At 56.6% G+C, this 25,453-nt stretch carries 20 protein-coding genes; 8 read left to right on the forward strand and 12 right to left on the reverse strand.

What is annotated here, in order from left to right:
* Window positions 1–4 precede the first annotated feature (4 nt).
* A complete protein-coding gene (locus ACOSDR_RS11230) occupies window positions 5–829 on the forward strand; it encodes a carbohydrate ABC transporter permease (protein WP_420724969.1) in 825 nt (274 codons plus the stop codon).
* Window positions 826–3,012: a N,N-dimethylformamidase beta subunit family domain-containing protein gene (locus tag ACOSDR_RS11235; protein ID WP_420731289.1), complete on the forward strand. Its 2,187-nt coding sequence runs from the start codon at window positions 826–828 to the stop codon at window positions 3,010–3,012. The genes ACOSDR_RS11230 and ACOSDR_RS11235 overlap by 4 nt, the downstream gene beginning before the upstream one ends.
* 94 nt (window positions 3,013–3,106) lie before the next feature.
* Here ACOSDR_RS11235 and ACOSDR_RS11240 read toward each other — a convergent pair whose 3' ends face one another.
* Both ACOSDR_RS11240 and ACOSDR_RS11245 read right to left on the reverse strand, forming a co-directional pair.
* Window positions 3,107–4,369 carry a type II toxin-antitoxin system HipA family toxin gene (locus ACOSDR_RS11240; protein WP_420724967.1) on the reverse strand — a complete coding sequence of 421 codons (1,263 nt, stop codon included), beginning with the start codon at window positions 4,367–4,369 and terminating at the stop codon, window positions 3,107–3,109.
* On the reverse strand, window positions 4,359–4,697 hold the full coding sequence (locus tag ACOSDR_RS11245; RefSeq protein ID WP_420731290.1) for a helix-turn-helix transcriptional regulator: 339 nt from the start codon (window positions 4,695–4,697) through the stop codon (window positions 4,359–4,361). Before ACOSDR_RS11245 ends, ACOSDR_RS11240 begins: the two co-directional genes overlap by 11 nt.
* Before the next feature lie 246 nt (window positions 4,698–4,943).
* Between ACOSDR_RS11245 and ACOSDR_RS11250 the strand changes: the two genes are divergently transcribed.
* Genes ACOSDR_RS11250 through ACOSDR_RS11260 form a run of 3 tightly spaced genes read left to right on the forward strand, consistent with a single transcriptional unit; the run spans window position 4,944 to window position 10,474 of the window.
* Window positions 4,944–5,630, forward strand: a complete 687-nt coding sequence (locus ACOSDR_RS11250; RefSeq protein ID WP_420731291.1) for an ImuA family protein — start codon at window positions 4,944–4,946, stop codon at window positions 5,628–5,630.
* Complete coding sequence (locus ACOSDR_RS11255) at window positions 5,627–7,243, forward strand: Y-family DNA polymerase (RefSeq protein WP_420731292.1); 1,617 nt, start codon at window positions 5,627–5,629, stop codon at window positions 7,241–7,243. The genes ACOSDR_RS11250 and ACOSDR_RS11255 overlap by 4 nt, the downstream gene beginning before the upstream one ends.
* A 6-nt stretch (window positions 7,244–7,249) precedes the next feature.
* Entirely contained in the window at window positions 7,250–10,474 is a 3,225-nt protein-coding gene (locus tag ACOSDR_RS11260; RefSeq protein WP_420731293.1) for an error-prone DNA polymerase, read from the forward strand.
* A gap of 41 nt (window positions 10,475–10,515) precedes the next feature.
* Here the strand turns inward: ACOSDR_RS11260 and ACOSDR_RS11265 are convergent, their stop codons facing one another.
* Genes ACOSDR_RS11265 through ACOSDR_RS11275 form a run of 3 tightly spaced genes read right to left on the reverse strand, consistent with a single transcriptional unit; the run spans window position 10,516 to window position 14,405 of the window.
* Window positions 10,516–11,418, reverse strand: a complete 903-nt coding sequence (locus tag ACOSDR_RS11265; protein WP_420731295.1) for an SMP-30/gluconolactonase/LRE family protein — start codon at window positions 11,416–11,418, stop codon at window positions 10,516–10,518.
* Window positions 11,419–11,429: 11 nt separating this feature from the next.
* Window positions 11,430–13,346 carry a TRAP transporter permease gene (locus ACOSDR_RS11270; RefSeq protein WP_420731296.1) on the reverse strand — a complete coding sequence of 639 codons (1,917 nt, stop codon included), beginning with the start codon at window positions 13,344–13,346 and terminating at the stop codon, window positions 11,430–11,432.
* A 57-nt stretch (window positions 13,347–13,403) separates the two neighbouring features.
* Window positions 13,404–14,405: a TAXI family TRAP transporter solute-binding subunit gene (locus ACOSDR_RS11275; RefSeq protein ID WP_420731297.1), complete on the reverse strand. Its 1,002-nt coding sequence runs from the start codon at window positions 14,403–14,405 to the stop codon at window positions 13,404–13,406.
* A 178-nt stretch (window positions 14,406–14,583) separates the two neighbouring features.
* Between ACOSDR_RS11275 and ACOSDR_RS11280 the strand changes: the two genes are divergently transcribed.
* A complete protein-coding gene (locus ACOSDR_RS11280) occupies window positions 14,584–15,264 on the forward strand; it encodes an IclR family transcriptional regulator (protein WP_420724959.1) in 681 nt (226 codons plus the stop codon).
* Window positions 15,265–15,271: 7 nt separating this feature from the next.
* On the opposite strand, the gene ACOSDR_RS11285 is transcribed toward ACOSDR_RS11280, so the two are convergent.
* A complete protein-coding gene (locus ACOSDR_RS11285; RefSeq protein WP_420731298.1) occupies window positions 15,272–16,501 on the reverse strand; it encodes a CaiB/BaiF CoA transferase family protein in 1,230 nt (409 codons plus the stop codon).
* 124 nt (window positions 16,502–16,625) lie between these two features.
* Here ACOSDR_RS11285 and ACOSDR_RS11290 point away from each other — a divergent pair, with 124 nt between their 5' ends.
* Window positions 16,626–17,576 carry a hydroxymethylglutaryl-CoA lyase gene (locus tag ACOSDR_RS11290; protein ID WP_420731299.1) on the forward strand — a complete coding sequence of 317 codons (951 nt, stop codon included), beginning with the start codon at window positions 16,626–16,628 and terminating at the stop codon, window positions 17,574–17,576.
* 56 nt (window positions 17,577–17,632) lie between these two features.
* Here the strand turns inward: ACOSDR_RS11290 and ACOSDR_RS11295 are convergent, their stop codons facing one another.
* From ACOSDR_RS11295 to ACOSDR_RS11305, 3 genes are read right to left on the reverse strand one after another with little or no spacing between them, the layout of a single operon-like run.
* A complete protein-coding gene (locus ACOSDR_RS11295; protein WP_420731301.1) occupies window positions 17,633–19,948 on the reverse strand; it encodes a xanthine dehydrogenase family protein molybdopterin-binding subunit in 2,316 nt (771 codons plus the stop codon).
* The gene (locus ACOSDR_RS11300) at window positions 19,945–20,427 is read right to left on the reverse strand and encodes a (2Fe-2S)-binding protein (protein ID WP_420731303.1); all 483 of its coding nucleotides are present in this window, start codon (window positions 20,425–20,427) and stop codon (window positions 19,945–19,947) included. Before ACOSDR_RS11300 ends, ACOSDR_RS11295 begins: the two co-directional genes overlap by 4 nt.
* A complete protein-coding gene (locus ACOSDR_RS11305) occupies window positions 20,424–21,296 on the reverse strand; it encodes an FAD binding domain-containing protein (protein WP_420731305.1) in 873 nt (290 codons plus the stop codon). Before ACOSDR_RS11305 ends, ACOSDR_RS11300 begins: the two co-directional genes overlap by 4 nt.
* Window positions 21,297–21,487: 191 nt before the next feature.
* Here ACOSDR_RS11305 and ACOSDR_RS11310 point away from each other — a divergent pair, with 191 nt between their 5' ends.
* Window positions 21,488–22,603 (forward strand): alpha/beta hydrolase family protein, encoded by a 1,116-nt coding sequence (locus ACOSDR_RS11310; RefSeq protein WP_420724953.1) that lies wholly within the window; start codon window positions 21,488–21,490, stop codon window positions 22,601–22,603.
* On the opposite strand, the gene ACOSDR_RS11315 is transcribed toward ACOSDR_RS11310, so the two are convergent.
* Genes ACOSDR_RS11315 through dctP form a run of 3 tightly spaced genes read right to left on the reverse strand, consistent with a single transcriptional unit; the run spans window position 22,600 to window position 25,439 of the window.
* A complete protein-coding gene (locus tag ACOSDR_RS11315) occupies window positions 22,600–23,916 on the reverse strand; it encodes a TRAP transporter large permease (protein ID WP_420731307.1) in 1,317 nt (438 codons plus the stop codon). The two genes, ACOSDR_RS11310 and ACOSDR_RS11315, sit on opposite strands and share 4 nt — an antisense overlap.
* Before the next feature lie 6 nt (window positions 23,917–23,922).
* Window positions 23,923–24,438, reverse strand: a complete 516-nt coding sequence (locus ACOSDR_RS11320) for a TRAP transporter small permease (protein WP_420731309.1) — start codon at window positions 24,436–24,438, stop codon at window positions 23,923–23,925.
* A 29-nt stretch (window positions 24,439–24,467) separates the two neighbouring features.
* Window positions 24,468–25,439, reverse strand: a complete 972-nt coding sequence (gene dctP, locus ACOSDR_RS11325) for a TRAP transporter substrate-binding protein DctP (RefSeq protein WP_420731311.1) — start codon at window positions 25,437–25,439, stop codon at window positions 24,468–24,470.
* Between the last annotated feature and the right edge of the window lie 14 nt (window positions 25,440–25,453).

The raw sequence follows: 25,453 nt of genomic DNA on the forward strand, positions 1-25,453 counted from the left end.
GACGATGACCAAGCCGATTTCTCGAACAATCTATTGGCTTCTGCTGTTGTGCATGGTCGTGTATTCCGTGTTCCCGGTTTACTGGATGATCAATACCAGTTTTCGTGACGCACGGACCATTTACAGTTCAATCGATTTCATTCCTGTGCCGTTTACGCTGGAAAACTTTTCGACCTTGTTGGAACTGACGGACTATCCAACCTGGTTCATGAATTCAGTCATTGTGGCCTCTGGCACGGTGGCGGTGACAATCGTGTTGTCTGTGCTGATCGCCTATTCGGTTACCCGGCTTCAGTTTCGCGGTAAGAGCCTGGTAATCGGCACTATGCTGTATGCGTATATGTTTCCGCCCCTTTTGCTGGCGATCCCGCTGGCAACATTGTTCGTCCAGATCGGTATTCCAGACACATTGCTGTCGCTGATCATTTCACACACGACCCTGGCGCTGCCGCTGGGTGTTTGGCTGCTGTGGGGCTTTTTCAAACAGATTCCAACAGATGTGGAAGAAGCCGCCATGGTGGATGGGTGTTCCCGGTTGAAGGCCTTTATCCTGGTGGTCCTGCCCCTGACTTTGCCAGGGATCGTAACCGTCGCGATTTTTGCCTTCTTATTATCCTGGACCGACTATGTCTTCGCACTGGTCATGATCAGCAGTGATGTCAACAAAACCCTGCCAGTCGGCCTTGATACAATGGTGGGATTGTATGAATTGCGGTGGGGGGAATTGATGGCGGGGTCGACATTAATCGCACTGCCGTTGTTTGTGATGTTCACCTTCCTCAGTCGGTTCTTCATACGTGGCTTGGCAGCTGGGGCGGTGAAAGGATGATCCCGCTAATCGGCTATGCCAATGAGCTTGGCGCCCGCCCAGGTGAAAGCCTTGGCTTCAAAGTCAGTTCCACCAGCGATCAACCCTATGACGTTCAAGTGGTCCGAATTATATCGGCAGATCCGAATCCCGATGGTCCAGGTATCATCCATGAAGAAGTCCATGCCACCTGTAATGGGCAGTATCCCTCACGGTTCCAGGACTATGCATTGGGCTCTTATGCTGTGGTGCCGCTCAATCGTGCAACCGAACATCAGCAGCTAACGCTTGCCGTTATGGTATGCCCGTTCTTGTTGGATCGTGATCGCCAGACGCTGATTGCCATCGGGGACCCTGCGACTGGGGTGGTGTTGGAGCTTTGCCTTGATCGTGATGGTCCGGCCCTTTCTCTAGCGCGGGAGGGTCAGACAGATCGCTTGTGCCTTCAGACGCAGCCACGCCTGCGCCAATGGTATCGCCTTACAGCGTCTATCGACTTCATGACCGGCAATGCCAAATTGGTGTTTCAGGATGCCCGGAAAATCACGACTGTGATGACCGTTTCCGGCCAGCTGTCCACCAAGGATGCATTGAAACTATCTGATCTGTCCCAGGTTACGATTGCGGCCAGGAATATAGTCGGGACGCCCGATAATCTGTTCAATGGCCGTTTAGAAGCTCCTAGACTCTATTCAAGCCACGCAGTCGGCGCAGATCCCTTTGCTGAAAATGTACCGACAGGATGTTTCGCCGCCTGGGATTTTTCTAAGGGAATTGGTAGTGACAGGATTTCAGATATTGGCCCGAATGGATTTCACGGAACTCTGGTGAACATGCCGACCAGGGGCGTGACTGGCGTGAGTTGGCGGGGGCACGAAATGTGCTGGCGTCATGCGCCGCAGGACTATGCAGCCATTCATTTTCATGAAGATGATTGTCACGATTGTAGATGGGAAGATGATTTCACTTTTGAAATCCCGAAGGATTTTAAAAGCGGCAACTATGCCATGCGCTTGCGCTGTGGGGAGGAGACGGACTTTGTTCCGTTCTTTGTTGCCGCCCCGTTGGGTCATCCGCGTGCGTCGATCTGCGTCGTCATCCCCACCTATACCTATGTCATGTACGGCAATAATGGGCGTTATGATTATGGCCCTGCAATTGAGCAACGGATGAAAGACTGGGGTGCTTATCCGTATAATCCAGAGCGCCAAAGCCAGTTCAGCCAATCCAGCTATAATCTGCATCCGGATGGATCCGGTATCAGCCTGTGTTCATGGCGCAGGCCATTGATAAATTTACGCTCGGGCTATTTGACCCTGCTGGCGCCGCGTTGTGGGTCAGGATTGCGTCACTATCAGGCGGACAGCCATCTGTGGTCCTGGCTGGAGAATAAGGGGTTGGACTTTGATGTGGTCACAGATCATCAACTGGAACGCGATGGCGCGGACGCATTAAATCCATATCGGACGGTTCTGACCTGTACCCACCCCGAATACCATACTGAACGATCCCTGGATGCCTTTCAGGGATATACGGATCAGGGGGGGAATCTGTGTTATCTGGGGGGTAACGGATTTTACTGGCGGATTGCGGTGTCTGATACCATTCCAGGGATTGCGGAAATCCGACGCAATGAAGGCGGCATCCGAACCTGGGCGGCACAGCCCGGTGAATATTATAATGCCCTGGACGGCCAGTATGGTGGCCTGTGGCGACGCAATGGGCGCCCGCCGCAGATTTTGACGGGTGTCGGGTTTTCCGCTCAGGGGACCTTTAATGGATCCTATTATCGTCGCACAGCGCAGTCCTATTGCGACAAGGCGCAATGGATGTTTGAGGGTGTTGAGGGGGATGTCTTTGGGAATGAGGGCCTGTCTGGCAGTGGTGCCGCAGGTTATGAACTGGACCGTTATGATCCGCTGCTGGGATCACCAGAGAATGCAATTATTGTCGCCCAATCCGAAGCCCATGCCGACACTTATGTCGTCGCGCCAGAAGAAATGCTGACCCATGTCAGCACAACGACCGGTGACCCTCCCGCGGACTTGATCCGTTCAGATATCATTTATTTCGACACGCCATCCGGGGGCGCGGTGTTTTCTGTCGGGTCGATCACCTTTTGCGGCAGTCTGCCCTGCAATAATTATGATAACGCCGTCTCCCGCCTGTTGGAGAATGTCGTACGGCGGTTTTCGGGGTCTTAGAGCCTCTGCCTTTATCAAGTAATATACGGTCATTTCCGGCTTCGTATGGCCATTCCGTCGCCATGGAATGCATCGGTGTGGCCGCGGCACCCCGTCACAGATTCTCGTTGCCCTCAAAAATATAGGGGTTGAGGAATATCCGCTCCCAGAACAGGTTTCGATCCACGTCTGAGAGACAGGCCTCATTGCAGGTTGCTTCCCATTCCGTTCGCAGGATTGCCAGCATGTCCTGAATAACTCCCGCAGCGGTTTGTTTATCGAGCAGGAAGTTGGGAGCCGCCTCGATGCAGGTCGCGAGCGTGCTGCGCCGATTGTTATCGGTAATCAGCATGGCCTGGCTGGCCTCGTTGCCGGTTCTGCTTTGCGGGCAGATATCATAGGCGGGGGTCAGGTGGAGTGACTTGCCATCCCAGAAGGCGGCATGGTTGCGGGCATGGTCGTCGGTGTTGCCGCACAGGATGTTGAACACCAGTCGCCCGAACAATTCGCGCAATGTGTCCTTTGGCTGGCTGAAACGATGCCGGATCACTTCGGTCAGATCGGCATAGCTGGCATAGCGGGCCATCATCTCATCGAGCCCGAATATCGTCAGCGCCGAGACCATGGCTTTCCGCTGCCAGGCGTCACCTATGTGCAGGCGGTCAAAACGTTCGACCAGCAGCACATCCTTCCCCGCGACATGGGCCAGGCGCACCGGCGCAACGTTGAGACCGGCCTTGGCAGCAAGCCGCATGGCGATGAATTCCGCCTTCACCACGTTGTAGGTGTCCGAGGACGAGGAGAACTTGGCGATCAGCTTCTTTTCGTCTTCCTCAATCATGGCCTTGGGTCGTGCGCCGCCCAGCGAACTGCCATGAAACAGGGCCTGATCCAGCTCAGGAGTGAGGGGAATGCCCCTTTCGACCTTCTCTGCGGCGGTGAGCAATTCCTCCAGAGTGGCGGCCTGTACAGAACGGGGAACATATCTTGTCGGGGATAGCTGAAAGTCGAGCGCACCAATGCGGTCGGAGCCGGATTCAAGCAGATAGGTCAGTTCGTCGATTGCGCCGATATCGGCATCCTCGCCCTTGATGCCAAAGGTTCTATTCAGGATCACACGCCGCCCCCAGGCATCTGGTGCGCCATCGCGCAGGCAGCCTGCCATGTTCAGGCCCGGCTCAGGGGGGATTGCACCTGTACGTAAGGGCAGCTCAGGCAGATAGAGGGGAATAGCTCCTTCAAGCTCCAGGTAGCGACGGCCATAGTTGAAAATCAGGCCATCGCCATCACGGGCGAGGCGGCCAGCGACAACCGGCTGGGTTGCGTCGGGCAGCCATACCCAGACATACGCTTCATCATGACGGGGCTTAGAAATCATCCTTCACCGCCTTTGTGCTTTTGCGCACTTTCTTCGGCAACAGGGTCAGCTTGCTTCGTGCCGCTGCAAGATGGCGGGTCAGGATGGAGGGCTCTGGTTCAAAGAGCGGCACGCCAACGATGGCAGCGAGCTCAAAGACGGCACCGATGGAGCAGCCCATCTCGCCATTCTCGATCCTGTGGACCAGCCCGCGTGATATGCCTGCGCGTTCAGCAGCTTCCGCGACCGTCAGTCCTCGCTCAGTGCGCGCGTCGTGAATCAACAGCCCCAGCAGTTCAGCAGCTTCCAGTCCGTAACGGGAATAAGGTCGGGTGTTCGGCTTTGCCACTGCGATTAATCCTGTTCCATTAACAGGGCATAAAAGCCCTTAAAAGATTATTTATGGGTCAAGATAGTATATTTCAAGTCAGTTTTGCAATGATTTGTTCTATAAAAAGGGCTTTAGGCTTTTTAAAGACCTGTTTATAGATCGTTTATGCAACTTGGGTCGCTATCTCCTCGCCCCCCTTGATAAGAACATTAGTAGACTATATTAAAGAACATAGTATGAATAAACTAATCGGAGATGCACCCCATGCGGTTGGAGGAAGCGCAGGAGGACCGGCGGCGTTCGGCGCTTGATAGGGCGCGGGGGCTGATGCGGCGCATTGAGGCGCGGGATCGCCCCCGGTGTCATCGCTCTGTGGCGCTGGGCTGGGAGGAACCGGATGCGGCGCTGGGGGGCGGGCTTGGCCTGGGCGCGTTGCATGAGGTCGGGGGTAGGGCGGCAACAGGGTTTGCCATACGGCTGTTGGGGCGGCTGAAGGGGGCAGTGCTGTGGTGCCATCCAGCCGGGCAGAAGACCACACTTTACGGGCCGGGACTGGTGCAGGTCGGCCAGGGCGATCTGCCGGATCGACTGATCATCGCCCGGGCCCGAAATGGCAGCGAAGGCTGCTGGATCGCTGAAGAAGCCCTGCGTTCTGGCGCTTTCACGGCTGTGGTGCTGCAGCCCGCCGACCCGGTTGGCTTGATCCCCAGCCGCCGCCTGCATCTGGCGGCCGGGCGCGGGGGCGCGCTGGGCCTGATCCTGCGTGAGGTGCAGGGACATGGTCCGGTGCTGGCCCCTGGCATCGCGGCAAGCCGATGGCAAGTCGACCCGATACCCTCCATCCGGCAGGGGGCAATGATCGATCCCCATTGGCGCCTGGTACTGCAACGGCAGCGCGGGGGAAGTGCGGACAGGATTGGCGAAGAAGGGTGCTGGAGCGTCCCGGCATGACGACAGCCCCCATCTCCCGTCTGAATCCGCTGTATCTTGCGCTCTGGTTTCCCTGTCTATCGACGGACCGCTTACGCCGGGAGAAGCAGATCAATACAGAGCGGGCACTGGTTGCAACGCGCCGCGCAGGATCAGGCGTCTTCCTGGCCGCTGTCGATGCACTGGCGGCGCGTGAGGGGCTGTCCCCCGGCATGACACTGGCAAGCGCCCGCGCGATTCATCCCGATCTTCGCGCTGAACCGTTGGACCCCATTGCCGATGCGGCCCTGGTGCAGCGTCTGGCGGACTGGTGCGACCGTTATTCGCCGCTTGTGGCGGTTGCGGGCAGCGACAGATTGGTGATTGAAGCAACAGGCTGCACACATCTTTTCGGGGGGGAGAAGGCGATGTTGGAGGATGTCCGTGATCGGCTGCGTCGCACCGGCCTGTCGGTACGTGCCGCCCTGGCTGCCAGTCCCGCCGCGGCCATCGCGCTGGCGCTCCATGGGCCGCAGGATTGTGTGGTCAGCAAACGCCGTGGTCTGAGCACGGCCCTTGCCGATCTGCCGGTCTCAGCTCTTGCGCTGGCAGAAGGGGCGATGGATCGTGATGCGCTGTCAGGAATGCACCGGGTCGGTCTGCACTATTTGGGGGATCTGTATCAACTGCCCCGTGCGGCGCTGGCCACCCGCTTTGGACCAGTGGTGGTCTCCGCCCTCGACCGGTTGCTTGGACAGGCATCGCATCCGATAGCCCCCCGGCGTCCAGCCACGCCCTATCGTCTCCGCCTTGCCTTCGCCGATCCGATTGGCCTGCGCAGTGATATTGATGCCGCGCTTACCCAGCTGCTCTCGGACCTCTCGGTACAGCTACAGGCGAAGGCCATGGGCTGCCGACGCCTGACCCTGACCGCCTGCCGCGCCGACGGCACGGTGCAGGAGATCACCATCGGCACCAGCCGTCCGGTCCGGGCCGTCCCGCCGCTGATGCGCTTGCTGGCAGAGAAACTGGAAAGCCTGGATCCCGGCTTTGGGATCGACTGCCTGATCCTGACCGCCCCGATTGTTGAACCTTTTGAGCATGACCAGATCGACAGCGGGGCCCTGACTGAGGATAGCGGAACCGAGGATACAGTTGCAGACGACCGGCTGGCGTCGGTCTGTGACCGGCTGATAAACCGGCTGGGAGCAGAGAATCTGTTCCGCCTCGCCTCGGTCGATAGCCGCCTGCCGGATACCGCCCAGGGGCCGCGCCCCGCAGTGTCGTCGCGACGAGACCCGGCAGGCGGTTGGCCCCGTACTGTCGGTCGCCCGACCCGCCTGCTGGGTCAACCGATCCCGCTGGTGCCGCTGCACGCGCCAAGGCCCGGCGATCCGCTGGTGCGCTTTCGCTTGCAGGGGCGTGAGCATAGGGTTCGGATCGCACAGGGACCGGAGCGGATCGCGCCTGACTGGTGGCGGCGGGATGCGGCCTGGGCCGCAGGCGCACGGGATTATTGGCAGGTTGAGGACGAAGCGGGTCAGCGGTTCTGGATCTACCGCGACGGAACCGCAGGGTCGCATGCAGGATCAGGCGCGGAATCGGGGAAAGCTGATACGCCCCGGTCGCACTGGTTCCTGCACGGTTTGTGGTGATCTGCGATGCAACGCTATGCCGAACTGTGTTGCATGACCAATTTCAGTTTCCTGGAAGGGGCCTCCCATGCTGATGAACTGGTGGTGCAGGCAAAAGCGCTGGGCCTGGCGGGCCTTGGCGTTGCAGACCGCAACAGTTTGGCGGGCGTGGTGCGGGCCCATAAGGCGGCCAAGCAGGCGGGCCTGCCGCTGCTGATCGGTGCCCGTCTGGATCTGCAGGATGCCCCCCCTCTGATCGCCTATCCCAGAGACCGCGCCGCCTATGGCCGTCTGTCGCAATTGATCACCCTGGGCCGCCGCCGGGCGGAGAAGGGGTCTTGCCTGCTGTATCTGGACGACGTGCTGGCTGCCGCCCAGGATACTGTGCTGATCGTGCTGGCCGATGAAAGTATGGACAGGGCCGCCCTTTCCAAACAGCTTCTGCGCCTGAAAGCCGTTGCCGGTCCACAGGAACTCTATCTCGCCGCCAGCCACTTGCATCGTGGCGACGATGACCGGCGCATTGCCCGTCATGCGGCAATCGCCCGGGCATTGGGTCTGCGTCTGGTCGCGGTGAATGATGTCCTGATGCACAGCCCCGCCCGCCGTCCGCTGGCCGATGTGCTGACCTGTATCCGAGAGAAGCAGGTTATCGATACCGCAGGCACCCTGTTGGCTCGCAATGGAGAGCGGCATCTGAAGAGTGCAGCAGAGATGGCGCGGTTGTTCCAGGGCTATGAGGAAGCCTGTGCGGCAACGCTTGATATCCTGGAGCGCTGCTGCTTCTCGCTGGACGAACTTTCCAGCGATTATCCCAGCGAGGTTTTGGGCACAGAGGAAACACCCCAGGCGGTGCTGGAGCGGATGACCTGGGCGGGTGCCGCACAGCGCTATCCGGGCGGCATTCCGGCCAAGGTGCGCAGCATCGTGGAGCATGAATTGCGGTTGATTGGAGAATTGGGCTATGCCCCCTATTTTCTGACGGTGGAGGATCTGGTCCGTTTCGCCCGCAGTCGGGATATTCTTTGTCAGGGGCGCGGCTCGGCGGCCAATTCTGCGGTCTGCTATTGTCTTGGCATCACCGCTATTGATCCGAACCGGCTGGACCTGTTGTTCGAACGTTTCATCTCCGCCGCTCGTAATGAGCCCCCTGATATTGATGTCGATTTCGAACACGAACGCCGGGAGGAGGTGATCCAGTATATCTATACAAAATATGGTCGTGACCGCGCCTCGATGACGGCCACTGTCACCCGCTATCGGGCGCGCGGTGCGATCCGCGACGTTGGCAAGGCGATGGGGCTGAGTGAGGATACGGTGACACTGATGGCCTCTCAGGTCTGGGGCTCATCTGATCCGTCCGCCATGACCGAACGGCTGGTGGAGATCGGGCTGGATCCCTGTGACGAACGCCTGCACCTGACCCTGGCCCTGATTGGACAGATCACCGGCTTCCCACGCCATCTGGGCCAGCATGTCGGCGGTTTCGTGATCACCGACAGCCGCCTCGACAGCATCGTGCCGGTGGAGAATGCCGCGATGGAAAACCGCACCGTCATCCAGTGGGACAAGGATGACCTTGATACGCTGGGCATTCTTAAGGTGGATGTTCTGGCGCTTGGCATGTTGAGCTGTATCCGCCGCTGTTTCGATCTGATCCGTGGGCATCATGGCCGCAGTGTTGATTTGGCCGGGGTGCCACCGGGGGACACGGCGACTTATGATATGCTGTGCCGGGCGGATTCCCTGGGTGTTTTCCAGGTCGAGAGCCGGGCGCAGATGAGCTTCCTGCCGCGTATGAAGCCGCGCAATTTCTATGACCTGGTGATCGAGGTTGCCATCGTTCGCCCCGGTCCGATTCAGGGTGATATGGTTCATCCCTATCTGCGTCGCCGCAATGGGGAGGAGGTGGTGGATTATCCTTCTCCCGAATTGCGTGCCGTGCTGGAGAAGACGCTGGGCGTGCCACTGTTTCAGGAACAGGCGATGAAGATCGCCATTGTCGGAGCCAGGTTCAGCCCGGAGGAGGCCGATCAATTACGCCGTGCGATGGCGACCTTCCGCAAGGTCGGTACGATTGAAAACTTTCGTGGCAAGTTCCTTACCGGAATGGCCCAGAACGGCTACCCGCCGGACTTTGCAGAGCGATGCTGGCGGCAGATCGAAGGCTTCGGGGAATACGGTTTTCCTGAGAGCCATGCCGCCAGTTTCGCACTGCTGGTCTATGTCTCGGCCTGGATGAAGCGGCATTATCCCGCCGCCTTCGCTTGTGCGCTGTTGAACAGCCAGCCGATGGGCTTCTATGCCCCGGCCCAGATCGTGCGGGATGCGCAGGACCATGGTGTCGCGGTGCGCCCGCCTGATATCAATCATTCCGACTGGGATTGTACGCTGGAACCGGCGGAAGGGGGCTTTGCGCTGCGTTTGGGGCTGCGTCAGGTGAAGGGGTTGAAGCAGACAGAGGCGGAATGGGTTACCGCCGCCCGCGCCAACGGCTATCGCCACCCCGCCGATCTGTGGCGACGCGCGGGCCTGAAGCGGCGCAGCCTGACAGCATTGGCGGAGGCGGATGCGTTTACCTCACTGCATCTCTCGCGGCGTCAGGTGATCTGGGCCCTGCGTGGGATTGGTGGCGACAGGCCCCTGCCGCTGTTCGAGGCCGCGAATGAAAGCGATCGGGGGCGGGAATTGCCCGTCGACCTGCCGAAGGCAACACTGGGCGAGGAGGTCGCAGAGGATTACGCCAGTTTACGCCTCAGCCTGAAGGCGCATCCGCTCACCCTGGTGCGCGATCAGGCCGATGCGCCCCTGGCGGGCTGTCTGCCTGCCCTGCATCTCGCTGATGCAAAGGATGGGACAACCGTTTCTGTCGCCGGACTGGTGCTGGTTCGGCAACGTCCCGGCAGCGCCCATGGCGTTATCTTCGCGACCATCGAGGATGAAACCGGCACCGCCAATATCGTTGTCTGGACCGATGTCTTCGAGCGCTACCGCCGTCCCCTTTTGACCGCGCGGTTGATGCGTGTCACCGGCAAACTACAGCGCGAAGGCATTGTCATCCACGTCATCGCCCAAACCATCGAAGATCGCTCTGACCTGCTCGACCGTCTGCTGACTCCAGGCACACGGGCGGGCGCATGCCTGAATACCCTTGCCCGCGCAGATGAGGTCCGCCGCCCGATCCATACCGAAGACTTCCGCGGCACCGGCTATCATCCGCCAAAACTGGGGCCTTCGCGGGAGCGTCGGTAAGACCATATCTTGATGCGATTGCCATGACCCGGCACGGGTCCCTATTCCAATAGGGTTTTGATCGACGCTTTTGCGATAATACCGGTATCAGAAACAGTGATGAACAGGGTGTCGCAATCAGCCCCCCCAAATGTCAGGTTCGTGGTCGTCAACCCAAAGGCCTGACAATCGATGCGGGCGATTTGGTCGCCATGCGGGTTATAGACAAAAACCGAACCACGGCTGGCATGGCAGACATACAGGTTGCCTAGACGGTCCAGGGCCAATCCATCCGGCCCGCTGCGCCCGGCAGGCAGACGCGCAAAAAGGCCGACTTTGCTGGTTCCCGTGGCAAATAACGGCATGCGCCAGATTTCACAACTGCGGGTCATGGCGACATATAATTCCGTGCCAGCATGATTGGTGACCAGGCCATTGGGGCTGGGTCCGGTATCCAGAAGCACCTCAAGGTCGCTGAGACCCGGTCCGGCGCGATAGACACGACCGCTGGGGTCGTGCAGCCCTGTTTGCCCCTGATCAGTGAAAAACAACGTGCCGTCCTGGGCGAACCACAGATCGTTGCAGCCCTTAAATCCCTCACTGCGATATCCCTCAAACAGGGGGGTTATGGTCCCGGTTTGAGGGTCCAGGCGCAGAATTCCCCGTTTGTAGTCGGCGATGCATAACGTACCGTCGGGTCGATAGCGCATGCCGTTGGGCCAGCCATCATAGTCGGCCATAACCGTCCAGGTACCGTCTGGCGCAACACGGAGGATTCGACCATACGGGATATCAACCACCCATAATGCACCATCGGGTGCCATGGTTGGTCCCTCCAGAAAGCTGTCAACCTTGGCGCCGGGTTTATTTGCTGTCACCCAACCGGAGGGCCGATCCTGCAGGCGCAGGGCGTCTGGCATGCTGCTCCACAACTCTGCCTGGAGAATTTGAATTTCTGGGGTCATCCGATCGTCCTTCAGGCCAGTCTGGTGCGGCGTTGAGCGATATAACGGTCCGCAAGGATCAGCAGGATCATGCCGCATGCGACCGCTTGTATCCAGGGATCTGTGTAAACCGCACCGGCCGCGCCAAGTGTTAATACCAATCGATGCCACAGCCGCAAGGGGCTGAAGAAATACCCTATATGGGCGGCATTGAACCCGATGATTGCGCAGGTCAGGGCGGCAAATACGGCCAAAGCCGGCCCAATCATGTCGGCGCGGAGAGTATCCAGGAAGATTTCCGGGTGATAGATCCAGACAATCGGTAAAACGAAGGCAACAGCACACAGCCTTAGGGAATTGCCCGCAATGACTAAAGGCTTCTCTCGCGCGATGGCGGCGGCGGCAAAGACAGCCAATGCCACGGGGGGCGTGATTGCTGACAGGACGGCGTAATAGAAGACGAAGAAATGCGTCTGTAGCTGGCTGACCCCCAATTCCATCAGCGATGGACCGGCGACAAAGACGACCATCAAATAAGACGCTGCGGTCGGCAGCCCCATGCCCAACACAATCGAACAGATCGCCGCCAGGATAAGCGCGGGCAGCAGGTCTCCCGATCCCATGGAGACAATCAGCTGATTCAGTTTCACACCCAGACCGGTGGAACTTACCGCGCCGATAACCACACCAATGGCGGCACACGCGATCAGCACAGACAGGCCATCCCGGCCTGAATCCACAAGGAATTCCCAGGTGGCTTCCCATCCGAAACGGGTTTTCGGTAATACGAATCCGGTAAACAGAGTAACGCCCGCCGCGCTGAGACCGCTGAAGGTTGGGGAAAAGCCAGAAAACAGCATGCCCAGCAAAGTGCCGAAACCCAATACCAGTACAAGTGCTTGCGACGCCCGTTGTCCGGTCCACATGTCAGTGGTGGCTTCTCCCTGGGCTTTGATTCCCAGACGCTGGGCTTCCAGTATGGCTGCGACTGACAGTGAGAAAATGAACAGGAACGCAGGAACGATGGCGACCAACATGATTGTCGCATACGGAATGCCGGTTATCTCCGACATGATGAAGGCGCCAACGCCCATGATGGGCGGAATGATCTGACCAACGCAGGATGCGGTCGCTTCTACCCCACCCGCAAAACCGGCGGTATAGCCTGCCCGTTTCATCATTGGGATCGTCAATACACCGGTCGACGCCACATTGGCGGGGGCCGACCCGTTGACCGATCCAAACAATGTCGACGCTATGATGGCGGCCTGGGCCGGGCCGGAGCGCAAGCCACTGGTTGCCCGCATGGCGATGAAATTGAAAAAATCGCCAGCCCCTGAAATTCGAATGGCCGCCCCCAGAATGACAAAGACCATCACAACATCGACCACCGCGCCCAGGGCGATGCCATAGATCCCTTTGTAACTATAGGCGACTTCCAGGGCATTGGAGAATGGCATTGCACGGTGGTTCAACACGCCTGGCATCCAATGGCCATAGGCAAGGTAAAGAAAGGCCGCGATGACGATACCAACCAGAACCCAACCCTCGACCCGTCGTGCGGCCTCAACAACCACAAGCGTACCAATGGCATAGCAGGTCAAATCAGCAGTGTTGGGGATGCCTTCCCGAAACGCCGCAATGTCGTAATAATTCATCAGGTAATAGCCGCCGGTCCCCAGCGCCGCCAGGATCCACATTGAATTGACCAGGGCCATGCGCATGGTCAGTTCGCCATTTCCGTGAAATACACCGGGCTTTAACAGGAAAACCGCGACAATGCTTAATGTCAGGGCGATGCTGTATTGAGCCTCAGCGGGCAGTTTCCCAAAAACCGTAGTCGCGGCGATGAACACCGCCAATGCTACACAGCACAGTTTGCCCAAGGCGGGAAAAAGGACCCGCAGCGCCTTTGGGGCTGCTGCGGGGTTAGATGGGGTGTCTTGCATTGAAACAGACCCTTAAACAGAAAACTTTGCCAGTCTTACTGCATTAATCCTACTTCCTTACTGCATTAATCCTACTTCGCGGTAGTATTTTGCCGCGCCAGGATGAACCGGCGCAGACAGCGCCGTCAGGGCATTTTTCATTTGGATCAGCGCCAATGCCGGGCTCATGTCATTCACCTTTGCGATGTTATCCCAAAAGGTCTTCACCAGCGTATAAGCCGTTTCTTCTGGCATATCATTGCGCACAACCATCATGAAAGGGAAGGTCCAGAAATACGCAGGGCTGTCGGCTTGCACGCGCCCTTCATAGGCCTTGTTCAGGATTTCCGGGGAGACTTCCTGAAAAACATAGTATTCGCCGTTGGTGATATTGTTGCGGAAGTCATCTAACTTATCCGGGTCTGGCGAAACAAAGCGCAGCTTCATCTGGCGCGATGCATTGTCAACACCCGCATGGGGCACACCACCCCACACCAGCGTCGCATCCATTGTACCATCCGCCATCTGATCCAGTGCGGGTTGGTATTTCAGATATTGGCCGTCGGCATCCCCGGCTTCCAGATCAATGCCATGGGCTTTGAACAGCGCCATTGTCACGCGGCCTGCATTCCCGCCGGGTCGACCGATTGCCAGGGTTTTGCCTTTGAAATCCGCAATGGTTTTGATGTCGCTTTCAACGCGGGCAACATATTGGGCAGCACTGGTCGTGATCGCAAACAGCGTGCTCATGTCTTTATATTTTTCGACCAAATCTTCAGGGTCTTCATTGAATTTACCACTGCGCTGAATGGCATCTTTGTAATGGGGGGAGCCGATGGCGACGATGTCGGCCTGGCCCGCCGCGACCTGCCGCAAGCCCTTTACGGAGCCATTGTCGACAACAGTCAGTTTGATATCCGATCCGGATTCCGCCATTAAGTTCGACCAGGCGACCCCCATCTGATAATCTTGGGTTGTCGGACCAACGGCGCTGAAAATAACTTCCTGGGCGTTTGCGCCCACACCGAAACCCAAGCTTATTGGAAACGCAACTACAACTGTCGCAAGGAACTTACGCATGACTTCCTCCCTTTTTCAGGTCGGTCATTGCCGACCTGTTGTTTCACCACACTTGTGCATGGCTTTAAGAATCGTTTGTTCTATCTGACAGAACATCGTTCTATAATACACTTGGGTTAAGTTTGAAGTAAAGTAAAAATCCAAAAGACAGGAGGCGTGGTGATTATGCGTTCAAGAAATGAGCGATAAGGGGGTCGCGGCCGTAGAGCGCGCGTTGGCGATCCTGGATTGTTTCGAATCGGATCATGAGAGTCTTCCGCTAAAGACAATCGCGCAAAAGACCGGGCTTTATAAAAGCACGATACTTCGGTTGTGCGTGTCGCTGGAAAGCTACGGCTATCTGCGTCGGCGGGAGGACGGGGATTTTCAGCTTGGACCGACGCTTTGGCGTCTGGGCGCGCTGTACCGCAATCGATTTGACGTCGCAACGCATGTCCGTCCGGTCCTGAAGCGGCTGTCTGAAACAACCGGGGAAAGCGCATCCTTTTATGTGCGCGATGGCGATGCGCGGATTTGCCTGATGCGCCATAACAGCAGTCAGGCCATTCGGCATCACCTGGAAGAAGGCGTTCGCCTGCCGCTAAATTTAGGGGCGGCCGGACATTTAATTCTGGCCTATTCTGATGGCAGTGACCCAAAGACTGAGGAGATAAAGTCCTGCGGCTATGCAATAAGTTTGGGAGAGCGCGACCCCAATACCGTATCGATTGCGGTTCCCGTTCTGGGTCGAGGCGATGCCTTCATGGGCGCGCTTGTCGTGTCTGGCTTGGGAACACGGTTTGACGAAGCGGCCCGCTATCAGGCGATTGACCTGGCCAAGGACGAGGCGCGCCGTCTGTCACAGGAGATATATGGTTAGACCAAAGTCAGTCTGAGAAATTTATAATCCCAGACTGCTTCAAGGTATCAATTTCCTCGTTACTGAAGCCGAGTTCCTGTGCCAGTTCCTGGCTATGTTGACCGCTGCGGGGAATGTTCAGTCGAACACCAGGGCGCCAACCGCCAACGGAAATTGGCAAGGCAGGGACCTGCGTTTCCGTTCCATCGGGCAGGGTTATATCCAGCAGGCCGCCGGATTGTTGCAGATGGGGATCGTCAAACAGATCTTCGGGTCGGCGGATCGGCGCATAGGGCAGGCCCGATTTTTCACAGTTTGCCATCAGGGTTTCTGACGGAATGGTCAGAAACAGGCGGCGGATTTGGGGCAGGAAGGCATCTCTGGCATGGCACCGTTTGGCGTTTGTATCCAGGGCCGGATCAGCCAGCAGATCCAGCAGATGAAAATCCTCACAAAAGGTCTTCCATTGTCTGTCAGACACAACGCCGACAAAAACCTGTTCGCCATCGCTGCAATCAAAGACGTCATAAACAGCCCAGGCCGAAAGCCGTGCAGGCATGGGGGCGGCGGGCTTTCCTGTCATGGCAAATTGCGTCATGTGCTGGCCACTGAGGAAGGCGCAGTTCTCAAATAAGGCCGAAATCACTTCACTGCCTTGCCCCGTAACATCCCGTTGTCGAAGCGCAGCCATTACGCCAATGGCGCCGAACATACCGCCCATCACATCATTGACTGATGCGCCGGCGCGCAGGGGACGGCCGGGTGGCCCTGTCATATAGGCCAGGCCGCCCATCATCTGAACCACTTCGTCCAGGGCGGTGCGCTTTTCATAAGGTCCCGCCAGGAACCCCTTCGCGGAACAATAAATTAATCCGGGATTAGTCTCTTTCAGTTTCGCATATCCCAGGCCCATCGCGTCCAGCGCGCCAGGGCGGAAATTCTCAACCAGCACGTCTGCCGTCGCGATCAGGCGTTCGACAAACGCTTTGCCTTCCACAGATTTAATGTCCACAGCGACGGACCGCTTGTTGCGATTATAGGCAGTAAAGAAGCCAGCCCCGGATCCCGTAAGCTTGCGGGTTTTATCCCCCTCTGGTGCAGGTTCCACCTTGATCACATCCGCACCAAGATCGGCCAGAATCAGACCACAGGTCGGCCCCATAACCATATGGCTGAACTCAATTACCCGGATGCCCGCGAGCGGTAAGGTGGATTGAGTTCCTGATTGCTTGAGATGATCGAGGGTTTCTTCTGGCATTCTGGCATCCTCCATATACTTGTCATTCTCGAATTTAGTTGATATTTTAGAACGACGTTACGTAGAATAGAACGAATGCATGTTATCACGCAACTCCCTTTGCACGATCATAAAGGACCTGACCATGACCGATATCGACATTCTGATCAGCGAAGTTGGCCCGCGAGATGGCTTGCAGATGGCAAAATCAATCATGTCCACGGCTGACAAGAAGCGTTGGATTACGGATGCGCATGCTGCCGGGTTGCGGGAGATTGAAGTCTGTTCCTTCGTGCCACCGAAATTGGTGCCTGGCATGGCCGATGCTGATGAGATCACGCGTTTCTCTAAAACACTGCCTGGATTGCATGTGGCGGTTCTGGCCCCGAATTATCGCGGTGCAGAGGCCGCAATGGCTGCAGGGGCTGATAAGATCACCGTGCCGATCTCCGTCAGTGCCCCCCATAACCGGGCTAATGTGAACAAAACTCCAGAGGAAAGCATTGTGGAGATTGCCCGGATCTGTGCCCTGCGCGACAGTCTGCCTGAAGGACAGCGCCCCGCAATTGAAGGCGGTTTATCCACTGTCTGGGGTTGTACCATTGCGGGTCCGGTCGCCCAGGATGACGTTGTCCGTCTGTCGGTTGCCTTGGTGGAAGCGGGGGTGGATGAAGTTGGGCTGGCCGATACAACAGGCATGGCGGACCCTGCCGGTATCCGGCGTGTCTTCAAGGCGGTACGTGCCGAAATTGGTGAGGACAAATTAGGCGGGGCCCATTTGCATAATACCCGTGGACTGGGCCTGGCGAATGTTCTGGCGGCTTTGGATATCGGGATTACAACCTTTGACGGATCTCTTGCAGGATTGGGCGGTTGCCCCTTTGCACCAGGGGCTTCTGGCAACATTGTGACGGAAGACCTGGTCTATATGCTGGAAGAAATGGGACTGCGAACCGGCATTGATCTGGAAAAATTGATTGCCGTGCGCAAGGTATTGGAATCCGGCCTGCCCGACGAACCGCTTTATGGCTTCATCGCACAAGTCGGCCTGCAAAAAGGTGGCAAACGCCCGGACCGTCTGGCTGTCGCATCATAGATCGTGATGCGCAGAGGAACGAACTTGCACAGTCAGGCGGAGTTCAAATGAAGCTCTTACGTCCCGGATTGCGATAGAATTCCATTCAGGAGTCTCTCAGAGGTCATGGGAATGCGCGTCATTCGTGCGCCGGTCGCGTTATAGATTGCATTGGCAATCGCGGGGGCAACGCCAACGATACCGGCTTCTCCAATGCTTTTGGCACCATACGGTCCCGTTGTTTCCGGGGCGTCTTCAATCAGCATGACCACGATTTCATCAGGAGAATCCAATCCGTCAGGAATTTTGTAATCCATAAAGGATGGATTGGTTAGATGGCCGTTTTCCCACACCAATTCTTCCAGCAGGGCATAGCCAACGCCCTGAACGACAGCGCCATGCACCTGTCCCTCGACACTTTGTGGATTGATGGCACGCCCAATGTCGTGAGCGGACCAGACTTTCTGAACCACAGCCTTGCCGGTCACTGTATCGACATCCACGACGGCCCCCACGGCCCCAAAAACATAGACGCCCAGATTATCAAAGGCAAAATTCGACATCTCGGCCCGTTTGGGATCAAAGCGCGGCCCGTCGAAGGCAAAGGCATGGTGTCCCATAATTGGACCCCCGACGCGATTGAAGGCCCGGGCTGCGATTTCCCTGAAACTCGTCTGCCGGTCCGATCCGACAACCCGGACCGTACCGCCTATTTCCAGTTCCAGATCATCCTTGCTGCATTCCAGCATATCTGCAGCATCATTCAGGATTCGATCCCGCATTTCCACGGTCGCCTGCATCACAGCCCGTCCCGCGGTGTAGGTGATACGGCTGGCCGCAGTTTTCCAATTATATGGGGAACTGTCTGTGTCCTGGGTCGCATAGGCGATGGATTCTAGGGGAAGGCGCAATGTCTCCGCACATATTTGCGGTAACACGGTATCCGACCCTTGTCCGATATCCACCACGCCGGTTTGCAGGGCAACCGTGCCATCAGCCCGCAAATTGACAAAGGCGCTGGTGCCCATCAGGCCGGAAATATGAGACAGGCCTGATATGCCAACGCCCCTGACCCACCCGTCCTGGGGGGCTGGCAAAGCGGAGACATCTTTCTTCAGAGCCGCATCCAGCGCATCCAGACATTCGGTCATTGCACAGGACGGCACTGTTTGGCCCCCCAACCAAGCGTCACCAGCCTTCATGGCATTGCGGCGGCGCAATTCTATCGGGTCCATATCAAGTTTTGCGGCAAGTGCGTCCAATTGGCTTTCACTGGCGAATGTTGCCTGTGGATTGCCAAACCCCCGGAAGGAGCCCGCTTTCAGTTTGTTGGTGTAAACGGCATGGCCCTTAACACGAACATTGGGGCAGTTATAGGGGCCTCTGGAACACAGCATCCCGAAGCTCAGCACTGCTGGGCTCTCGTCTGAATAGGCACCAGCATCGAACCAAAGCTCTGCTTCTCGCGCGACAAGGGTGCCATCCTGTTTTGCGCCTGTGCGCATTTTAATGCGCGTAGGATGGCGGGAACGCAGCATTTCCATATCTTGCGCCCGGGTCAGAGTGATTTTAACAGGGCGTCCTGATGCGCGGGCGAGAGCAACCGCAATGGGCTGAACACTAACGCCGTTTTTGCCGCCAAAGCCTCCGCCGATCTTGGGGGCGATACAGCGGATCTTGGACATCGGGATATCCAGTTCCTCGCTAATGCGACCCTGTAGATAAAAGATTGATTGTGCGGTTGAACGCACAGTAATGCGACCGGCGAGGTCCGGTTCTGCCAAGGCGCTGCAGGGTTCCATATAGGCGTGATACTGGGCGGGTGTCTCATAGACATCTTCGACAATGACATCACAGGCCCCCCAGACTGACTCTGGATCACCTTCCAGAATACCGGCGGACCAGAAGATATTGCCGTTGGTTTCTGTATCGCTGTTACGCGTATAGCGATCCTGATCTGGATGCACCAAGGGGGCGTCTTGCGCCAAGGCGTCATCCAGAGAGCAGACAGCTGTGTAATCTTCATAGTCAACCGAGATCATTTGTGCTGCGAGGTCGGCTGCTTCCTTGGTTTCCGCTGCGACGGCCGCTACAGGCTCCCCAACATAGCGGACGTGGCCGCGCGCCAATGTTACTTCATCTTTGATAAAGGAGCCGACCAATTTGTCGGGTAAGTCATCCGCCGTTATGATCGATATAACCCCCGGCACGGCAAGGGCGTCGGTCAAATCAATGGCTTTGATGCGCCCGCTTGCAATCGGACTGGCGGTGATTGCTCCATACAGCATGCCAGACACCGTGTAATCATCCGCATATTTTGCCGCCCCACCCACTTTTTCTGATGAATCCAGACGAGCGGAAGACATCCCAACTGCACTAAAAGAATTCGTCATGATCCTGCCTTCCCCGCGACAGCCTCGGCGGCATCCACAATTTTTACATATCCTGTGCATCGGCAAAGATGACCTGACAGAGCCTCCCTTATCTTTGTGCGATCCGGCTTGGGGTCTTCGCGTAGCAAGGACGTCAGGGCGATGGTCACACCCGCTGTGCAAAACCCGCATTGTACGCCGCCGCTGTCGACCAGGGCTTGCTGTAAGACAGACAGTTTTCCATTCTCCAACAGCCCCTCTACCGTTTCCACATCCCGCCCGTTGCAGGTCGCAGCCATCGTCAGGCAGGACCGCATTGGGTTGCCATCAATCAGAACCGTGCAGGCGCCACAAAGGCCCTGGTTGCAGCCTCGTTTCGATCCGGTTAGTCCAAAACCTTCCCGCAACAGGGACAGCAACGTTTCCGTTGATTTGCAGAAGATATTTTTAGGGCTTTTGTTCAGCGTAAAGCGAATTGGAATCTCATCGGTATCGGTCATGCCGTTCCCTCCAGATCAGAGGTCAATTGGGTCTTCAATGCCTGGCTCAGGGCCCGGTGGATCAAACGCGGCATTAACATCAAACGATAGTCGGCACTGCCCCGCATGTCGTCGATCGGATTGCACAACGGTTCCAGGGAAGCACTGAAATCCTGGATCGCATCTTCTGTCAGGGGATGTCCGATCAGGCTGTTTTCATCAGACGGACTGCGCACCGGCTTTTCAGCGATGCCCCCCACAGCGATCCGGGCTGTTTTTACAACATCATCTAAAATACGCAGACACACGGCGACAGAAACTGTGGCAAAATCCCCATCCGCGCGGGTAAATTTTTCATAATGTACCGAAGCACCGCTTGGATCAGGCGGAATGACAACGGATACAACAATCTCCCCCGGTTCAAGGGCAGTTTCCAGCCAATCAACAAAGAATTCCGACGCCGGGATCTGACGTGTCGTCCCAGATCCGGCAATGTTAACGATGGCATCGGCGGCGGTGATCGCTGTCGGGTAATCTGCTGATGGATCCGCGTGACAGATAGAGCCACCGATGGTTCCCATATTGCGGATTGCGGGATGTCCGATCCGTCGGGCCGCTGCGGCAACGATCCTTTGCGCCCCGGTAAATCCATCATAGCGGGCGACATCGGCGTGACGGGCCATTGCCCCAATCTGGACGGAACCATCGGGTAAGGCTTGAATATTCGCCAGATCCGGTATCTTCCGAAGGCTGATCAAATGGGACGGTGCCAGCAACCCTGCATTCATCATGGCAACCAAACTGGCGCCGCCGGCCAAACAGCGGGCGTCCGGCTGTTCGGAGAGCAGATGACAAACCTCTTCTAATGTTTCTGGTTCTGAAAAAACCATTTAGGGTCCTACCTTGATCACGGACGAAATATTTTATGCATAAAATGGTTTCATATAGACATTTTCTGGTCAATGCTTAATACCGATTGGTAATCGTTTTCTGTAAACTAAATCTGTTCTGTGACAGCAACGCGAGGCACGACATGTTCGAATATTTTGGTGAGAATTATTCTTGGGACCTCGCCGTTTTGATGGCGATGCAACTGGGGGGACATCCATCCGAGATTGATGAGGCGTGTCGACCACTGCGTGCTTTGGCTGCTGCGCCGGACGCCAAGACGAATACCACTATTCAGGTCGCGTGGCTGGAGGCCTGGTTGGCACTGGCCAAAAAATTGGAAAGCAAGGCTGATCAGGATGTTTCTGAGAACCATCGCTTGAGTGCGGCAGGAAAATACCGACGCGCCTGCGTCTATTATCAACAGGCGGACCGTATGGCCCCCCATGATGATCCACGCAAGGCGCTTGCCTATGATGCGATGCGCGGAACATTTCAAAAATCGATCCAGAATGCGGATATTCCTATGGAATGGGTTGAGATTCCCTATGAGGGAACAACGCTGCCGGCTCTGTTCCTGCGGGGTCAGGGGGATGGTCCGCAACCCTGTATGATTGGTTTCGATGGATTTGATGTGACCAAGGAATGGACGTATCTGTCTGGTCTGGCAGATGCCTTGCGCGCACGAGGGGTATCGACCTTATTGGTTGATCATCCAGGCGTTGGTCTGGCGTTGCGCGATCGTGGCCTGCCCGCCGTGGTAGAGACGGAGCGTCCAGCCTCAGCCTGCGTCGATTATCTGATGGGGCGGGATGACACCAATGATGAAATTGGCATCGTCGCCATGAGCCTGGGTGGATACTATGCCCCGCGCGCGGCTGCATTCGAAAAACGCTTGAAAGCTTGTATTGCCTGGGGTGCGCGTTGGGATAATACGGAATCTCATGGCCGAATCTTGCGCGATCCCAATGCGGCCAGGTCCATTCCGGGTTGGATTGATCACGCCCTCAAGGTCTATGGTCAGCCTGACATAGAAAGCTGTGCTGCGATGATTGCCAAGATGAGCCTAGCAGGCGTTGCAGACCGGATCGAATGTCCGTTGCTGGTGGTTCATGGCGAAAATGACCGCCAGGTTCCCTTCGATCAGGCACAGAAGACCATTGATGGCGCGGTAAATGCCCGACGCAGGGACTTACGGGTCTTCACCAAAGAAGAAGGCGGTTGCGAACATGTGAATGGCGACAATTTCAGTCTAGCCATCGATGTGATCGCGGATTGGTCTGCCGATGTCTTGTTGGGGCGGCTTTAAGGGCTGGTTAGTGATACCAATCCTGTTGCCAGTTCTGGCACAAATATGATGCACAACAACAGCAACAATCCTAACCCGACGAATGGGGCCGCAGCCATATAGACCTGCCGCATCGTGACTTCTGGCGGGGCAACCCCTTTCATGACAAATAACAGCAGTCCGAATGGCGGCGTCGTCAGGCTGATCTCCATCACCAGCAACAGGATCACACCAAACCACACGGGTTCATATCCTGCCGCCGTCGCCATTGGCATGAAGAATGGCAGCGTGATCAGTAACATGCTGAGTTGGTCCATGAAGGCCCCCAGAAACAGCAGGATACCGATCATCGCGAACAGCTGAACCATCGGGTCCAGACCCAGGGCATTCACCATGGTCAATAGGCCGGAAGTTGCCCCCGAGAAAGCAAGAATCTGAGAGAATGTCAGTGAACCGGCAATGATCAGTAAGATGGTGACAGTAATTTTTGTCGTTTCCATCAAGGCCAGCTTCAGGGACTCCCAGGTTAACTGGCGGTACAGCATTGCGGCGATCAACGCGCCGATGGCTCCTAATGCAGCGGATTCGCTGGGGGTTGCGACACCGGTCAGAATCCCGCCGACGACCAGGACAAACAATCCGAACAAGGGAACAACATGTTTCAAGAAGGGATCTATGCGTTCCCTGAACGACATCGCCTGCACGTCCTGGCTGGGGGCAAGGCTGGGGTTCAGATGGCATCGAATAACCACATAGCCAATGCACAAACAGGCCATTAACAAGCCAGGGACGATGCCTGCGATTAACAATTTACCAATCGAGATACCAGCCAGACTGCCCAATAGAACAGCCAAGGCAGATGGGGGAATCAACATTGCGATACCGCCCGTTGCCATGATCGGCCCCATGGCGATGGTGGGATGATACCCACGCTTGCGCATGTCGGGTAACAAGGTGCTGCCCAGAAGAGCGGTATTAGCCATTGTTGAGCCGGAAAGAGTTGAAAATACGGTCCCGCCACAGATCGCCACCAGGGACAACCGACCGGGCACTCGCAGAATCAAACGGTCCACGGCATCAATCGCACGATGGGCAAGGCGGGTCTGAAACAGGATCTCTCCCATCAGGACAAACATTGCGATGGGGGCGAGTGAGAAGGACGAGACCGCATCAACTGCATTCCGGGCCAATTGGATCAATCCCCCATTTCCTCCCAGGAAAACCAGGGCACCGACCACATTGACCCCTAGGAAAGCAAAGGCGACGGGCGTTCCCAGCATCATCAAAAAAATCACGCCACCCAGCAAAAGGGGAAGGGCAAAATACCATTCCATATGATTTTAACCTTCTTGGATTTGGTGTTGCAGGGTGGGCGGTGTACGGCCGCGTATGCCAGACAGGCGCAGGAGAAATTCTATCAATAACAGCAGTGCACCGATTGGTAATGGAAGCAGCAGCCAGAATTGTGGAAAGATGAATGACTTGAACACCAATGTGCCTGCCATCCAGGCTTTCCATGTGGCAAGGCCTCCAGCGTAAATCAGGGTTGCCGAGACAATTAGGCCAATCAAATTGACCATCACAGCCGCAATGGATTTCCATTTTGGAGACAGCGAGTCGGTCACAATTTCGACCATGATATGTGCGCCCAGCCGCAGCGCCCAGGGAGACGCCAGAACGGTAACGATGTAGAGCGCATATTCGGTCAGTTCGATGACACCGTTCAGGCGCGGAGCAAATGGGATATGGCGCGTTAAGGCATCAAAGGCGATGAGAAAAGTGATCGCGAAAAGAATGCACGCTGCAAGAACTGCCAGCCCATCAATCAGGCGGTCAAACAGTCTTACAGCGCGCATTTTAATTTTCCGATCGATCAGAGACTAAGTTACTTCGACAGGAGTGGCCGCAATTTGCCAATGCTGTCCGCGTTTTCACCTTCCAGAAGTGACCAATAGGCACCAAGCGCCATGTCTTGCAGACTGGCGGCGTCATCCTTGGAAAGGGTGATAACCGTCATTCCCTTATCAACCATCTTCTGACCTTCAGCCTGGTCTGCTGCGACCATGGCTGGCGCCATTTCCATTTCGACGGCTTCTGCGGCGCTGGAAAGAACCGCTTTCTGCTCATCAGACAAGGAATCCCAACGTTCCTTGTTGACTGTGATTGTGACAACGGCGTGATAGAAACCAGGATCAACACGATATTTCGTCACGTCATCCCAGCCCGCGGGTGCGACTTCGGACATAGCATTGGCATATCCATCCACCACGCCGCGTTCCATCGCCGTATACAATTCGCCACGGCTGGTTTCCACCTGACGCGCCCCAAGCGCATCAAAGAAATGTCGGTAGGTCGGGGTCGTACGAAGGGGGAAATCTTTCAGATCCGCCAGCGTTTCAATCGGCTCGTCCAGGAATAAGTGGAATTGTAACCCATATCCGTATTGTGCCAGAAACTGCCAGCCGGCCGCATTATAGCGGGTTTGCAGATAATCAATCGCCCCATTTTTCCGCTGTTCTGCAGGAGGGACAGAAGCCAATTGCAGGGCATCTGCCTCTAATATGATCCCGCGATAGTAAGCGGGGGGAAGCCCGGCAACATCAATCACACCCTCGCTTAACGCATTGGGCATTTCCCGGGATGGAATTGCTTCAGGGCCCAGAACCGGGTCAATGCGAACCAGCCCTTTTCCTGTTTCATTTACCCGTTCAACGAATTGATTAAAGACTGACCGAAACAGTGACTTGTCAGACTTGATAAACATGGCGCCTTTCAGCACAGCTTCTTCTGCCTGCGCAGGCGCACCGGTCAGTAGAAGTGTCGATAGGCCCAGAACTGCAAAATACCGTCTCATCATAACCCTCCTGTTCT

The sequence above is a fragment of the Hwanghaeella sp. 1Z406 genome, from assembly GCF_048892425.1.
Classification (GTDB): Bacteria; Pseudomonadota; Alphaproteobacteria; order UBA8366; family Aestuariispiraceae; genus Pacificispira.